14 protein-coding genes are annotated in these 14,704 nt (G+C 71.5%); 8 read left to right on the top strand and 6 right to left on the bottom strand.

The genetic code is table 11. The annotated features are described in order from the left end of the window. Window positions 1-258: 258 nt before the first annotated feature. Window positions 259-1,227 (bottom strand): homocysteine S-methyltransferase, encoded by a 969-nt coding sequence (gene mmuM, locus QFZ75_RS09365; protein ID WP_307535471.1) that lies wholly within the window; start codon window positions 1,225-1,227, stop codon window positions 259-261. A gap of 333 nt (window positions 1,228-1,560) precedes the next feature. Between mmuM and QFZ75_RS09360 the strand changes: the two genes are divergently transcribed. The 5 genes from QFZ75_RS09360 to QFZ75_RS09340 all read left to right on the top strand — a co-directional run bounded on the left by QFZ75_RS09360 (window position 1,561) and on the right by QFZ75_RS09340 (window position 6,395). Next, complete coding sequence (locus tag QFZ75_RS09360; RefSeq protein ID WP_307535469.1) at window positions 1,561-2,973, top strand: RICIN domain-containing protein; 1,413 nt, start codon at window positions 1,561-1,563, stop codon at window positions 2,971-2,973. Between the two features lie 110 nt (window positions 2,974-3,083). Further along, window positions 3,084-4,193 carry a rhamnogalacturonan acetylesterase gene (locus QFZ75_RS09355; RefSeq protein WP_307535468.1) on the top strand — a complete coding sequence of 370 codons (1,110 nt, stop codon included), beginning with the start codon at window positions 3,084-3,086 and terminating at the stop codon, window positions 4,191-4,193. Window positions 4,194-4,481: 288 nt separating this feature from the next. Next, window positions 4,482-4,934, top strand: coding sequence for an NUDIX hydrolase (locus QFZ75_RS09350; protein ID WP_307535466.1), 453 nt, complete (start codon window positions 4,482-4,484; stop codon window positions 4,932-4,934). 104 nt (window positions 4,935-5,038) lie between these two features. Further along, window positions 5,039-5,863, top strand: a complete 825-nt coding sequence (locus QFZ75_RS09345; protein ID WP_307535464.1) for an isocitrate lyase/phosphoenolpyruvate mutase family protein — start codon at window positions 5,039-5,041, stop codon at window positions 5,861-5,863. 115 nt (window positions 5,864-5,978) lie between these two features. After that, window positions 5,979-6,395 carry an NUDIX hydrolase gene (locus QFZ75_RS09340; RefSeq protein ID WP_307535462.1) on the top strand — a complete coding sequence of 139 codons (417 nt, stop codon included), beginning with the start codon at window positions 5,979-5,981 and terminating at the stop codon, window positions 6,393-6,395. On the opposite strand, the gene QFZ75_RS09335 is transcribed toward QFZ75_RS09340, so the two are convergent. Further along, window positions 6,382-7,149, bottom strand: a complete 768-nt coding sequence (locus QFZ75_RS09335) for a hypothetical protein (protein ID WP_307535460.1) — start codon at window positions 7,147-7,149, stop codon at window positions 6,382-6,384. The genes QFZ75_RS09340 and QFZ75_RS09335 overlap by 14 nt on opposite strands. Before the next feature lie 53 nt (window positions 7,150-7,202). Continuing rightward, window positions 7,203-8,609, bottom strand: a complete 1,407-nt coding sequence (locus QFZ75_RS09330; protein ID WP_307535458.1) for a hypothetical protein — start codon at window positions 8,607-8,609, stop codon at window positions 7,203-7,205. A 447-nt stretch (window positions 8,610-9,056) separates the two neighbouring features. On the opposite strand from QFZ75_RS09330, the gene wrbA reads away from it, so the two are divergent. Next, entirely contained in the window at window positions 9,057-9,659 is a 603-nt protein-coding gene (gene wrbA, locus QFZ75_RS09325; protein ID WP_307544339.1) for an NAD(P)H:quinone oxidoreductase, read from the top strand. Window positions 9,660-9,712: 53 nt separating this feature from the next. Here wrbA and QFZ75_RS09320 read toward each other — a convergent pair whose 3' ends face one another. After that, entirely contained in the window at window positions 9,713-11,050 is a 1,338-nt protein-coding gene (locus QFZ75_RS09320; RefSeq protein ID WP_307535455.1) for a jacalin-like lectin, read from the bottom strand. Between the two features lie 216 nt (window positions 11,051-11,266). Between QFZ75_RS09320 and QFZ75_RS09315 the strand changes: the two genes are divergently transcribed. After that, complete coding sequence (locus QFZ75_RS09315; protein ID WP_307535453.1) at window positions 11,267-13,021, top strand: PHP domain-containing protein; 1,755 nt, start codon at window positions 11,267-11,269, stop codon at window positions 13,019-13,021. Further along, window positions 13,018-13,524 carry a hypothetical protein gene (locus tag QFZ75_RS09310; RefSeq protein WP_307535451.1) on the top strand — a complete coding sequence of 169 codons (507 nt, stop codon included), beginning with the start codon at window positions 13,018-13,020 and terminating at the stop codon, window positions 13,522-13,524. Before QFZ75_RS09315 ends, QFZ75_RS09310 begins: the two co-directional genes overlap by 4 nt. On the opposite strand, the gene QFZ75_RS09305 is transcribed toward QFZ75_RS09310, so the two are convergent. Beyond that, entirely contained in the window at window positions 13,499-13,762 is a 264-nt protein-coding gene (locus QFZ75_RS09305; protein ID WP_307535448.1) for a DUF397 domain-containing protein, read from the bottom strand. The genes QFZ75_RS09310 and QFZ75_RS09305 overlap by 26 nt on opposite strands. Then, window positions 13,759-14,595: a helix-turn-helix transcriptional regulator gene (locus QFZ75_RS09300; RefSeq protein ID WP_307535446.1), complete on the bottom strand. Its 837-nt coding sequence runs from the start codon at window positions 14,593-14,595 to the stop codon at window positions 13,759-13,761. The genes QFZ75_RS09305 and QFZ75_RS09300 overlap by 4 nt, the downstream gene beginning before the upstream one ends. Window positions 14,596-14,704: the final 109 nt, after the last annotated feature.

The raw sequence follows: 14,704 nt of genomic DNA, 5'->3' as shown, positions 1-14,704 counted from the left end.
GCGCCCCGGGTCTTCAGGGGCGCGGGGAACTGCGTGCTCGCCCACGACGCACCCGCAGATGCCGTGTGACCTCGGCGTCCCGGGTCCTCAGGGGCGCGGGGAACTGCGCGCTCGCCCACGACGCACCGGCAGATGCCGTGCGACCTCGGCGCCCCGGGTCCTTAGGGGCGCGGGGAACTGCGCGATCAGCCACGACGCACCCGCAGGTCACCATGACGCGGAACCCCCCCCCGCTCCTCCAGGCTCCACCCCCGGCGACTACGCGGAGCGCACCGCCGTGGCGATCGCCGCGATCGCCGCAGGCCCCACCCGGCAGCACCCCCCGACCGCCCGCGCCCCCGCCCGCTCCCAGCCGGCCACCGCCCCGGCGGCGAACGTCGGGCTCCCCACCCAGCGACGGGCTCCGGCGTCCCACCGCTCCCCGCTGTTCGGATAGACGACCACCGGCTTGCCGGCGACCCGCGCGGCGACCTCCACCGCCGCCTCCACCTCCTCCGGCGCGCAGCAGTTCACCCCCACCGCCACCACCTCGTCGACACCGGCGGCCACCGAGAACGCCTCCTCCAGCGACTGCCCGGCCCGCGTCAGCCCCCCGGCGACGCTGTACGACAGCCACGCCGGCACCCCGAGCCCCCGCACGACCCGTACCAGCGCCCGCGCCTCGTCGACGTCCGGCACGGTCTCCAGCGCGAGCACATCGGGCCCGGCCGCGGCCAGCACCTCCATCCGCCGCCGGTGGAACCGCTCCAGCCCGTCCACGCTCACCCCGTACCGCCCCCGGTACTCGGACCCGTCCGCGAGCATCGCCCCGTACGGCCCCACGGACGCCGCCACCCACAACGGCCGCCGCACCCCCCGCGCCCCGGCCTGATGGGCGGCATCCCGCGCGAGCGAGACGCTCAACCCCAGCAGCTCATCTGCCCGTTCCTCCGGAACACCCCGCCGCGCGAACCCCTCGAAGGTCGCCTGGTAGCTGGCGGTGATCGCCACGTCCGCGCCGGCCTCGAAGTAGGCGAGGTGCGCCGCGGCGATCGCCTCCGGCCGCTCCACGAGCAGCCGCGCGGACCACAGTTCGTCGCTCAGATCGTGCCCGGCCGACCTCAGCTGGTTGGACATGCCGCCGTCGAGGACGACCGTCCCGGCGGCGACGGCATCAGCGAAGGAACGGGAGCCGTCGCCGACGGAACGGGAGCTGTCGCCAAGGGAACGGGAACTGTCGCTGGTCATGCACCGACGCTAGCCCGCACCCCGCGGCGGCGCGCAACCCGGCCGTCACCCCTACGGGTCGCGTGGCCCGCCGTCCTGCCACGACGTGGCGCGACGCGGTACGGCGCCGTACGCCGGTCCACTTCGGGACGCACGCCCGCCCTTGCTTCGCACCGGTTCTCCCGCGACCCGTTGACCTCCCCGTAACACACCCTTACCTTTTCGGCGTTCGGCATGACAGATGTTGTGCGAAATGTCGAACGTTTCTGTTGGCTTTTGTGTCTCCATCAGCGCCCCCAGCAGTGCCCCCACCCTCGACGGCCCCCCCGACGCCCCCGAAGGAGCGTGTCCGAGATGAGACGCCTGTACGCGGTACTCCTCGCCCTCTGCCTGGCCCTGGCCGGCGCACTCGCCACCGCGGGCCCGGCCCAGGCCGCCCCCCAGACCATCGCGAACGGCACGCAGTTCACCGACACCGGCGGCAGCCCGGTGCACGCCCACGGCGGCGGCGTCGTCAAGGTCGGCTCGTACTACTACTGGTTCGGCGAGAACCGGAACACCGACAACACCTTCCGGTACGTGGACGCGTACCGCTCGACGGACCTGAAGAACTGGGAGTTCCGCAACCACGTCCTGACCGAGGCGAGCAGTCTGGAACTGGCGACCGCGAACATAGAGCGGCCGAAGGTCATGTACAACGCGTCCACCGGCAAGTTCGTGATGTGGATGCACAAGGAGAACGGAGTCGACTACGGCGAGGCCCGCGCCGCGGTCGCCGTGTCGGACACGGTCGACGGCGCCTACACCTGGCAGGGCAGTTTCCGGCCCCTGGGCACCCACATGTCCCGGGACATCACGGTGTTCGTCGACACGGACGGCGCCGGCTACATGGTCTCGGCGGCCCGCGAGAACTACGACCTGCAGATCTACCGGCTGACGGCCGACTACACGGGCATCGCGAGCCTGGTCGCGGACCCGTGGCACGGCGGCCACCGGGAGGCCCCCGCCCTGTTCAAGCGGGGCGGCGTCTACTTCATGCTGACCTCGGGGGCGACCGGCTGGAACGCCAACCAGCAGCAGTACGCCACGGCGACCTCGATCGCGGGCCCCTGGACGGCGATGACGAACGTCGGCGACGCGACGACGTACAACTCGCAGACCGCCTTCGTCCTGCCCGTGCAGGGGAGTTCGGGCACTTCCTACCTCTACCTGGGCGACCGGTGGGGCAACTCCTTCGGCGGCACGGTCAACGACTCGCGCTACGTCTGGCTGCCGCTGACCTTCCCGAGCTCGACCACGATGTCCATGTCCTGGTCACCGGAGGTCACCGTCGACACGGCCGCCGGGACCGTCACCGGGACGAGTGCCACGTACAACTCGCTGATCGCCCGCCACTCCTCGAAGTGCGCCGACGTCACCAGCCAGTCGCTGTGGGCGGGCGCCCAGATCAAGCAGTACGCCTGCAACGGCGGCGCCAACCAGAAGTACTGGTTCAAGTCGGTCGGCAGCGGCTACTACCAGCTCGCGGTGCGGGGCAGTTCCCTGTGCGTGCAGGAGAACGCGAGCACCGTCACGCAGGAGAACTGCAGCGCGTCGTCGACCGCCCAGCAGTGGTCGCTCACCACCACCGGTTCCTACGTGAACGTCAAGTCCCGCGCGACCGGCGAGTGCCTGGACGTGAACGGCGCGTCCACGGCGGACTCCGCCGCGCTGATCACGTACACCTGCAACGGGGCGACGAACCAGCAGTGGACCAGGGGAACCTGAACCTTTCCCGGTCGGCCCTCTAGAAAGCGCTTGCCATCAACGGTACGGTCCAGCGGTCCGGGCGTGCCGGCCTGCCGCCTCGACGACTTGCCGGACCTGTTGGAGGAGCCGTGTCGCGACGCGCGACGATCACCCTGCTGGCATTGCTGACCGTCGCCTCGGCCCTGTCGGTCGCCCCGGCCGAGGCGAGGGGCCACGACTCGGGTCCGGGCCCGGGAGCGGGCTCGGGTTCGGGTTCGGACCTGGGCCCGGACCTGGGCCCGGCTCCGGTGCGTGGCCCGGAGGACTGCACCGGGACGGCCTGCCACTTCGACGTCCCGCCCGGCACGTACGACGTGCGGGTGCGGCTCGGCGGCGAGGCCGCGGCGAGCACCGCCGTCAGCGGCGAGACACGGCGCACGCTGCTCGCGGAGACGCCGACGGAAGCGGGCGCATCGGTGACCCGCAGCTTCACGGTGAACGTCCGCACGCCCGAGGGCGAGCCCACCGGTCCCGACGGCACGCCCGGGCTCGACCTGGTGATCGGCGGCTCGGCCCCCGCGCCGGCCGACATCCGGGTCACCCCGGCGGGCCGCCACACCCGGCAGATCTTCCTGGTGGGCGACTCCACGGTCTGCGACCAGCCCGGGGACCCCTACTCGGGGTGGGGTCAGCAGCTCCCGCAGTACCTGCGCAAGGGCGTCTCCGTCGCCAACTACGCGGATTCGGGGGAGAGCACGGTCAGCTACCTCGCCGATCCACGGCTCTTCGCGACCGTCCGGCCGCTCATCCGCAGGGGCGACCTGGTCCTCGTCCAGCTCGCCCACAACGACAAGCAGACGGACGAGGCGACGTACCGCGCGAACCTGGAGGCGCTCGTCGCGGGCGTCCGGGACAGGGGCGGGCGTCCGGTCCTGGTCACCCCGATCGTCCGCCGCTGGTTCAACACCGACGGCACCCTGAACAACGGCACGGCCCTCCTGGTGAACGGCCTCGGCGTGGACCACCCCGCCGTCGTCCGCGCGGTCGCCGCGGCCCACCAGGTTCCGCTCATCAACCTGACGGCCCGCACGAAGGCCCTGGTGGAGTCGCTGGGAGTGGAGGGCTCCAAGGCCCTGTACCTCTACGACGAGAAGCGCGACAACACCCACACGTCGACGCGGGGCGCGACGGCGTACGCACAACTGGTCGCGGACGAACTCCGCGGACAGTCCCTGCTCCCGGCTCACCTGCTGAGGTGACGGACCCGCCCGGGATTCCGTGCCCGGGACCACGGCCGGGTCCGAGGCGGGGAAGGAGCGGGGTGCCGGAGGAGGGCCGGGCATGCCCCGGCCGATTGGGGGATACGGTCCGTGGCGCGTGCCGCCCGCGGCGCGCGGTCACCTGTGACACCAGGAGCGGGAGCCCGGCACCGGACCGCGCCGCCTCGGGCGGGGCGCCCGGACGGTAGCGTTTCGCACGGTGGCGCCCGTCCTGCCTCCCCACGGGTGACGCCCCTGCTTCCGCTTCTCCTATCCCTTCGAGGTCCGGTGCGACGACTGCTCACCCGCCTGTGGCGGCTTCTGCGCCCCCTTCAGAACCGCGTCATGTGGCTCCTGAACGCCAAGTTCGTGGTCGGTGTGACCGGTGTCGTGCGGGACGACGAGGGACGGGTCCTGCTGCTCCGGCACCGGATGTGGCCTCCTGGCCGTCAGTGGGGACTGCCGAGCGGTTTCGCGCACAGGGGTGAGGACTTCCGGGCGACCGTCGTGCGCGAGGTCAGGGAAGAGACGGGCCTCGACGTGGAGGCGGGCGCCCTGGTGATGCTGAACAGCGGCCTCCGTACCCGTCTGGAAGTGGCCTACGAGGCACGCCTGGTGAGCGGAGAGCTGCGCCTCGACCCCTCCGAGATCCTGGAGGCCCGCTGGTGCCGGCCGGACGACCTCCCCGAGGACGTCCAGCCGGTGTGCCATCCGCTGGTGCGGGGCGAGACGGTGCCCTGACAGCGGCAGCGGCAGCGGCAGCGACAGCGGTACGGACGAACCCGCGGAGAGCGACGGCGGACGGTTCGGCGGCCACCGAACCGTCCCCCCACTACCGTCGCCCCATGAGCCCGCACCCCTCCACCTCCTTCGCCGCCCTCCACCGAGCGGACGGAGCCCCCCTCCTCCTCCCCAACGCCTGGGACCACGCCTCGGCGACGGCCCTGGCGGCGCAGGGCTTCGCGGCGGTCGGTACGACCAGCCTGGGAGTGGCCGCGGCCGCCGGCCTCCCCGACGGCCACGCGGCGACGAGGAACGCGTCACTGACGCTCGCCCGCCTGCTCGGCGGCGGCCCGTTCCTCCTCTCGGTCGACGCCGAGAACGGTTTCAGCGACGACCCGGAAGAGGTCGCCGAGGCGGCCCGCGAACTCGCCGCGGCCGGCGCCGCCGGAATCAACCTGGAGGACGGCCGCCCGGACGGCACCCTGGCCCCCGCCGAACTCCACGCGGCGAAGATCACCGCGGTGAAGGAAGCCGTACCGGACCTGTTCGTGAACGCCCGCACGGACACCCACTGGCTGCGGGACGGCGAAGGCGACGGCAACGGTGACGGCGGCGGTGACGGCGGCGGCCGGGCACGCGAGACGATCCGCCGCCTGGACGCCTACCGGCAGGCGGGCGCGGACGGTGTGTTCGTCCCCGGCCTGAGCGACCCGCCCTGCATCACCGCCCTGCTGAAGACCCTCGACGTGCCCCTCAACATCCTCTACACCCTGGCAGGACCGACCGTCCCGGCCCTCGCCGACCTCGGCGTCAGCCGCATCAGCCTCGGTTCACTCCTCTACCGGCGCGCCCTGGGCGCGGCCCTGGAGACGGCGGCCCTGATCCGCGCAGGCGAGCCCGTGGAGGGGGCGACGCCCACGTACGACGACGTGCAGGCCCTGCGGTGAACGGAGGGGAGCGGTCCGCCCGGAAGCGCCCCACCCGTGCGGGCATGCTGGTAGCGTTGACATTTTCGTGGGTACAAGAATCTGTGGACTCCGATCGGCGAGGGACCCAGGAATCATGGACATCCCCGGTACCAAGCGACTGGCCGCGGCCGTCGTGATGCGCAAGGGCCTCGTCCTGCTGGTGCGCCGCAGTGAGACCGAGCGCTTCCTGCCCCGGGTGTGGGGCGTGCCCTGCGGAAAGCTGGAGCCCGGCGAAAGCGCCGAGGACGGCGTGCTGCGGGAGCTCAAGGAGGAGACCGGGCTGCTCGGTGAGGTGGTCCGCAAGGTCGGCGAATCCTCCTTCATGAGCGAGTACCGCGGCCAGGAGACCAAGAACTTCCAGGAGAACTTCCTGGTCAACCCGCTCTCCCGGCACATCACCCTCCCCGAGCCGGACCAGACCCACCGCTGGCTGAGCCCGGACGAACTGCACACGGTGGACATCGACGAGTACAACCTGGACATCGTGCGCCAGGCCCTCACGAACTTCTGAGCAGCTCCGCGAGCGCGTCGAGCTCGCTCAGGTAGTCCTCCGTCTCCAGCGGCACCTTCGGTACGGCCCCCGGGTGGGGTCCCGCCGCCGTGAACACGTCGGTGTGCCGGCGCCGCCCGTTCCCTGTCTCCAGGAAGAGCGTCACGGTCGGCTCCGCCGTGTCGCACCACGCCCGGTGCAGGGTGTGCGCGGGCAGGGCGTAGGTGCTGCCCGCCGCGTACTCCGCGACCTGCGTGAGGTGCAGCCGGGCCGGACCCGTCGGTTCCAGCAGCCAGTCCGCCGAACCGCCCGCCAGGGATTCCCGATAGCGCTCCGCCCCGATCCCGTCGCTGCCGCTGCCGCTGCCGCTGCCGCTGCCGCTGCCGCTGTCGCTGCCGCGGGGCGCGTACAGCTCCATCGCCAGCCGCCCCCGTACGACGGAGGAGGCGAGCGGGGAACGATGGTTGTGGATGTCCTCCTTGCCGATCGCCCTCCGCCCGGGATGCCAGAGGTGGGCACGCAGCATGTGGTGGGGGCCGCCGTCGATGAGCAGGAGCTTGTCGAAGCCCAGGACATGGCGGTACGACAGCCGGGCACAGCCGTGCGGATCCCCCTCGCCGGAGGCCAGTTCGGCGATCAGCTCCAACAGGCGCTCCGGAGAGCCCAGTTCCGCCACGACCGCCCGGGCCGCCGCGAGCTGTACGTGCTCGGGCGGTTCGCCGTCCGGCATCTCGGCAAGCAACCGCCGTGCCGCCAGGACCTGTCGGCCACCCATGCACGTTCCTCCCGGTTCACCGGTTCACCGGCTCGTCGATTCAGTTCGTCGGTTCAGCCGTTCGGTTGCCGCGTCGACGGCTGGTACATCCATACGGCATGCGACCGCAGCGCGGAAAGACCTTGGTAGGTCATCCACATGGGCCGCCGCAGCTCGCTGTTGTCGTCGCGCACCCACGTCCATATGCCCTCCGTCTGGCCGGCCCAGACGGAGCTCGCCGCGCCGTTCAGCAACTCGCGCCACTCCTCCTCGACGCCGTCCTCGCGGGCGATCTCGCGGGCGCCGGGGGTGAGCAGGGCGCGGACGATCCAGGAGGCCGTGAAGTGCCGTACGTTCAGCACCTCGTGGCGGGACGGGTCGTCGGTGCGCGGCCTGCGTACCTCCTCGCGGAGGTTGGACAGGTCCAGGCAGGTGTCGTGCGGGGCGTCCGGGCAGGCCAGCAGCCAGCGCACGCCGTCCTCGCGGGCCGCGCGCACGTTGCCGCTCTCGCTGCCCAGGACGCGGGCCACGCGGTCCAGCGCGACCACCGCCTGGGCCGTGTGCAGGGGGGACGGCGGGCCGTGCGGGGACGTGAGCCGGTAGCCCCAGCAGCGGCGGTGCCGGCGTCGCGGGTCGGTGACCGCACCCTCGACGAGGTGGTCGCGCAGCAGCGGCAGCGCGGCCGAGTCGGGCGCCGCACGCAGCAGACCGCGCAGCACGGTCGTCACGACGTGTGTCAACTCCTGCCCCGTACGGTCGAGTTCCGGCGTGAACCGTGCCTCGCAGATCGCCACCTCCTCGGCGAGCCGTTCCCGGGACGCCCCCGCCCGGGCCAGTGCGCCCAGTACGTGCGCGGTGACCTCCGGGCGGGCCTCGGAGCCCTGCGAGCGCGCCGACCAGCCGCCGTCCGGCAGACGCAGTCGCCACAGCGTGTCCACCAGGTCGCCCGCGCCGATCCGCCCTTCGGGCATGCCCAGGTCGAGCATGATGTGCAGCCCGTACGCGGTACCGACGGAGGTGGGCCGGCCGGGACCGCTCTCACCGAGGGAGTGCGGCCAGCCGGTGAGGCGCCCGCGTACGGGGTCGTCGACCACGCAGATCTGTTCGGCGAGGGTGCGGTAGGCGGTGGAGAACAAGTCGGGGAGCGGGCCGGTCCCGGCCGGCCCCGCGCTGCCCGGGACCGGTAACTGCCCGGGTCTCGTCGCTGAGTTGAGCTCACTCCGGGCCCGGAGCAGCGCGGCGGACAGCCAGACCGCGAGGGCTGTGCCGAGCCCGTTCACCAGGGCGATGGCGTAACGGGCGGACTGACCGCCGAGGTTGTCCGGAAGGAGGCCGAACACCGACTGGAACACCGCGTAGCCGGCGGCCGCCGCGCCGAATCCGCCCAGCCAGCGCACGAGGCGTGCCGGGCGTGGTCCGTGCGGTACGTGCGGCTCCGGGTCGGGCCTGGACGGGCCGTGCCGTAACTGATGTTGGGACATGGCCCGCTCCCTCCCCCCCCTGGGCGGCACGTGGCACCTGCGAAGCTTCCAGTCTAAGTGGTTCGCGGGACGTGTGGGGCGGGGAGCGGAGGGGCTGTTTCCGCCGGAAGGCCGCACGGAAAGCCGCACGGAAAGCCGCACGGAAATCCGTAGACGGTGATGCCGGTGATGCCGGTGATCCGGATGTCGCCGAGGCGCCGGCGGCGGGCGTTGCTCGTGCGGGTCCGCGGTCCGAATTCGCTGAGGGCGCGCCGATCATCACACTCTCCGGCGTAAAGCACGGTTGTCCGGCGTAAAGCACGGTCGTGAAACACGGTAATGACGACGCCCGCGATAATCTCGTCCCATTGGTCTCCGCGCGACGCACAGGGGCGACATAGCGTGTCGCAGCACGAAATCAAACTGCCGACAATAGTCTGAGGTGTGCCTACCTAGAGGGAGTTCATGATGAGTGTGCGCGTCGCTGTGATCTATTACAGCGCCACCGGGAATGTCCACCAATTGGCCCAGGCGGTTGCGGACGGCGCTGTGAGCCGTAATGCGGAGGTCCGGTTGCGGCGGGTTCACGAGCTGGCCCCGGACACCGCCATCGACGCCAATCCGGCCTGGCGCGCGCATGTGGACGCCACCAAGGACCAGGTGCCCGAAGCGACTCTGGAAGATCTGGAGTGGGCGACCGCGTACGCCTTCGGCACACCGACCCGGTTCGGCGCGGTGACCTCGCAGCTGAAGCAGTTCATCGACCTCACCGGTGGCCTGTGGCAGGCCGGCGTGTTCAACAGCAAGCCGGCGACCAGCTTCACCTCCGCCATGAACCGTCACGGCGGCCAGGAATCCACCCTCCTGTCGCTGAACAACGTCTTCTACCACTGGGGCTGTGTCATCGTTCCCCCCGGTTACTCCGATCCCCTGCTCTACGCGGCCGGCGGCAACCCCTACGGCACCAGCTGGCCGAGCGGCGGCGGCGAGGGACCGGACGAGGCCACCCTGGAAGCGGCCCGCTACCAGGGCCGTCACCTCGCCGACATCGCGGAACGCCTCAGGGGCTGACCGCGCACCGCACCCGCCGCGCGGCGGCCGTTCGGCACTCCTGACGGCGGGGGTCAGCCGATCGGGGCGTACAGCACTCCCAGCTTGTCGATCTCCGTGCCCGCCCGGCCCGTGAAGCCGGTGATCTGCCAGCCCGCCGGGGCCGTGTACGTCACCGTGTCCGTCGTGGGCGAACCGGTCGACAGCGTGCGGGACCCGTCGGTCGTGAAGGCCGCCGAGAAGATCCGGGTCCGGCCGTCCTTCCGGCCCTGCGTGAGCTTCACCGAGGTCAGGTGTTCGCCGGTCGCGAGGGTGAGGGAGGCGGCCGTACCGCCCGTACCGCCGTGGGTCAGGGACGTACCGCCGTCCAGTGTGAGCGACAGCCCGTCCAGGCGGGAGCCGCCGCGGAGGGTGAGCGAGCGGGGCGACGGCGTCGCCGGGAGGTCGTCCGCGTCGTTGAACGCCGTGCCGTGCGGGCCGCCGAGGAAGTCGCTCGCCCGGAGCTTCGCGGGAAGGGTCCAGGAGAAGCCGACGGTGTGCGGGAAGTGGTCCGAGAGGTTTCCGCCGGCCGCGTCCAGGAACTTCGCCCACTCGTCGGCGTACCGGGTCGCCGAGAGGTTCACCAGCCCGCTGCTCCGGTGGAGGACCTTGTCGACGACCTCGCAGGTGTCGGGCGGCGCGGTGGTGGGGCAGACCAGCGCGTCGCTGCCCTGCGCGGGCGCGCTGCCGCCGCGCACCAGTTGGACCCACGCGTCGGTCAGTCCGTTCTCGCTCGCGAGGGTGCGGATGTTGTCGCCCGCGCGTGTGTACCGCGTGTTGGTGTCGCCCATGACGATCACCGCGTTGCCGGCCGAGTTCGCCCGGACGAAGTCCGAGAGCTGCTCGATGTTGGCGCGGCGGGCCGCGAGGGCGTCGGCCGTGTCGTCGGCGTTCGTGTGCACGTTGTAGAGGTCGACGAAGACGCCCTCCGCGAGCCGCACCCGCGCGAGCGAAAACCCTTTCGGCGTAAGGCAGTTGGTGCCCGTGCAGTCGTTCCACCGCACCCGCTCGAAGTCCTCGAAGGGGTGGTCGGAGAGGGTGTTCAGACCGTCACCGAAGGGCACGCCGCCGCTGGTCGCCGTGCGGTACGGGTGGTTGTCGCCCGCGTACAGCGCCGCGTGGTGGTTGAAGTCCTCCTGGACGTTCACGATGTCGTACGCGCCGAGCCGCGGGGAGATCAGCGGGGTGTTCACCGAAGGATTGCCGGAACTCAGCCCGTCGGGGAGGCCCGCGACGTTGTACGTGAGGACGTCGAAGGTGCCGGAGGAAGGGGCGGCGGCGGGGACGGCGGCGGTGGCCGTGGTCGCCGCGGTCGTGGTGGGTCCGGTGGCCGCCAGCGCGCCGGCCAGCAGGGTGGCTGCGAGTCTTCTCATGGTGGGGTGCCTCCGGGCAACAGAGAAAACAGGGGAGAGCGGAGAGTCAACTAGTGTGCTTTACAAGGCCAGTTGGGGGAAGCGCAACGGCCGGGGTGAGCCGCCGTGCCGGAGTCGTCCGGAGATCACCTCGGTGTCGTCCGGTGTTCATGTTTCGCATCGAGTCTCCATAGCGCGCGACCGCACCGGCGGCGGCGCCGGACACAGGAGGCCGACATGGGGCACGGACACAGTCACGGGCATGGGCAGCACAGCCATGGAGACCACCATCACGGTCATGACCACGGCCACGGCCACGGCCACGAGAGCGCTCCTCTCCCCGCCGCCTTCGACACCTCCGTACCCGACGAGGCGCTGAGCCCCGACCAGCGGTCGCGCCGTTCCATGCTCCGCCGCGCCGGTCTGCTCGGCGCCGGTCTGGCCACCGCGGGCGTGCTCGGCGGCGCGGCGAGCGGGACCGCCGCCGCGCAGACGCCGGCCGGCGCGCGGACACCGGGCGGCGGTGGCCGCAAGGGCAAGGGCTTCCTCTGGCTCGCCGGTGACCACCACATCCACACGCAGTACAGCAGCGACGGCAAGTACCGCGTCGTCGACCAGGTCCGCCAGGGCGTCAAGCACGGCATGGACTGGCTGGTCATCACGGACCACGGCAGTGTGGCGCACGCCAGGATCGGCGTCGACAAGGTCAACCCGGACATCAAGGCCGCCCGTAAGGCGCACGAGGACACCCTCGTCTTCCAGGGCCTCGAATGGAACATCCCGGGCGCCGAGCACGGCACGGTCTTCGTACACCCCGGCAAGAACGAGGTCTCCGTCCTCAAGCAGTTCGAGACCGACTACGACGGCAGCGTCAACAACGCCTCCGGCTCCTCGCCCGCCAACGAGGCGCTCGCCGTCGCCGGCCTCGCCTTCCTCGGTGACCAGGTGAAGCGGCGCAAGGTGCAGGACGCGCTCATGCTCGCCAACCACCCGGCGCGGCGCGGTGTCGACTCGCCGCACGAGATCCGCGCCTGGCGCGACGCGACGCCCGCGAGCCACCAGATAGCCGTCGGTTTCGAGGGCGCCCCCGGGCACCAGGCGGCCGGGCTTCCCGCACCCCTCGGCATGGGCCGGGCCCGCGGCATCTACGACAACAACCCCGGTGTCGACTCCTTCGCCGGCTACCCGCTGGAGAGTTACCGCACCTGGGGCGGCTTCGACTGGATGACCGCCACCGTCGGCGGCCTCTGGGACAGCCTGCTCGCCGAGGGCAAGGCCTGGTGGATCAGCGCCAACTCCGACTCGCACCAGGTCTACGCGGACACCGCCGCACGCGGCGGCGGCGACTTCAACGCCGACGGCCGCTACCAGGACCCGGTCTACAGCGGCAAGATCGACATCACGCAGGGCGACTACTGGCCCGGCCAGTACAGCAGGACCCACGTCGGCGCCGAGGACTTCTCGTACGCCGCCGTGATGGACGGCATCCGCGCCGGCCGCGTCTGGGTCGACCACGGTCAGCTCATCAGCGGCCTCGACGTCCGCGTCTCCGGCGGCAGCCGCTGGGCCACGCTCGGCGGCGCCCTGCACGTCAAGAAGGGCACGAACGTCACACTGACCGTGGACATCGCCCTCGCCCAGGACACCAACTGGGCGGGCTTCGTCCCGAAGCTGGCCCGCGTGGACGTCATCCAGGGCGACGTCACCGGCCCGGTCGCGGACAAGGACACCTTCACCGCGCCGACCGCCAAGGTCGTCAGGTCGTACGAGATCGACAAGACCAGCGGCACGGTCCGGGTCACCTACTCCCTCGGCCGCGTCGACCGCCCGCTGTACCTGCGCCTGCGCGGCTCGGACGGCAACCGGTCCGCCGTCGGCGCGCGCGGTGCGGCCGTCGACCCGGCCGGTCCCGCCATCGACGTCGTCGGTGACGCGGACCCGTGGAAGGACCTGTGGTTCTACTCCAACCCGGTCTGGGTCCTGCCCGCGTGACTCGGCCGCCTTACGTCAGCACGGTCGACACCGGCGTACGTGAGCTGCGCGCCGCCGACCACCTGCTGCTGGAGCTGGCAGCCGAACTCGCCCTGCCCGAGGGCGCGTTCGGCTGCACGCACCTGGTGCGCGGGGATCGGCCGCGGGTCGTGCTGTCCTTCGCGACGACGTCCGAGGACACCGCGCCGCGCCTTGCGGCCAAGGGGTACGGGGTGACGGCCGGCGCGCCCGACGGGGTGGGCCGGGCCGTCGTCTACCCGGGCTCGCCCGAGCTGACCGGCACCCTGACGATCGCGGAGCTGCTGGCTCGCTCCGCGATCGGCCGGGTGGTCGTGCTGGGCTCGTCCGGTGCGCCCCCGCCGGGGCAGTCCGTGGTGACGCGGGATCACGTACGCCCGCAGTGGCAGGACGGCGAGCTGGTCCTGACCCTGATGCCGGCGGTGGGGGGTGTCCTGGTCCCGTTCGAGGTCCCGGACCCTACGCCGTGCTGCGCGGACCACTGAGGTCGAGAACGAAGTCCGCCCAGGCGGTGGGGGAGAGGGCGAGCTGCGGGCCGCGGGTGTTCTTGGAGTCACGGACATGGACGGCGCCGGGGCAGGCGGCGACCTCGACGCAGTCGCCCTCACTGCCGCTGCTGTACGTCGACTTGCGCCAGGCGAGGGCCACTTCGACGCAGTCGTCGCCCTCCGAGCCGCTGTAGCTGCTCTTGAACCAGGTGAGTTCGGTCGTGTTGCTGTTCATAGTGCCCCTCGCATCTGCTGGAGCAGGCTCACCGTGTCCTCTGGGGTGAGTGCCTGTGAGCGCATCTTGGCATAGCGCTGCTGGAGCACGCTGATCGCTTGGCGGTCACTGATCAGGTGACCGGTCTTCTGGCCCTCCGCGTAGGCCAACCACTCGTGCTCGGCGGTTTCGAGCAAGTGCATGGGACCGTCGAGGCCCGCGTGCACGGGCTGGCGGAGCGGCATCAGCTGGATCTCGACGTTCCAGTGCCGGTCGTTCACGTCGAGCAGATGGCCGATCAGCTCTCTCGTCACGTCCTCGCCGCCCGTGTGCCGCTCCAGGACGGCCTGTTCGACGATGAAGCTGAATGCCGTGGGTCGCTCCCGGCTCGTGCTGAGCAGTTCCTGTCGGGCGAAGCGCGCGGCCACGCGCTGTTCGACCAGCTCGTCGGTCGGCCGTAGGGGCACGCTCCACATCACCGCTCGCGCGTACGCCTCCGTCTGCAACAAGCCTGGAATCACCCGGCACTCGTACGTGCAGAGGGCGATCGCCTGCTCCTCCAGGTCCGCCCATCTCCGGAACCAGGACGCCAGGCCCGGCTGCCGCGTCGCGTACTTCGCCGCCGCCCGCAGTACCCCGAACGCGTCCAGCACCTCCTCCGCCCGCTCCACGTACACCCGTGGCGGCAGGCGTCGGCCCTGCTCGATCGAGGCGACCGTCGCCGGCTGGTACCGCACCAGCGGTGCGAACTCCTCCTGCGTCAGCCCCGCCCGCTTGCGGAACGCCTTGTGGACGAGGCCGAACGTCTTCAGACTGTCCGACGGTTCGGGCTCGTTCGCCGTGCTGTTGGTCATGAGGCAATCGTCACGGAAAGTCACTCCGACTGTCCACGGAGTGAACTCGTACGGGGTGGGACGTACGGGTGTCGGACCTGGTCGACGACCCCGCCACCCGGGACCTTTG

The organism is Streptomyces sp. V3I8 (genome assembly GCF_030817535.1).
In the GTDB taxonomy this organism is placed as follows: Bacteria; Actinomycetota; Actinomycetes; order Streptomycetales; family Streptomycetaceae; genus Streptomyces.
This window is presented reverse-complemented; position numbering and strand designations above follow the sequence as displayed.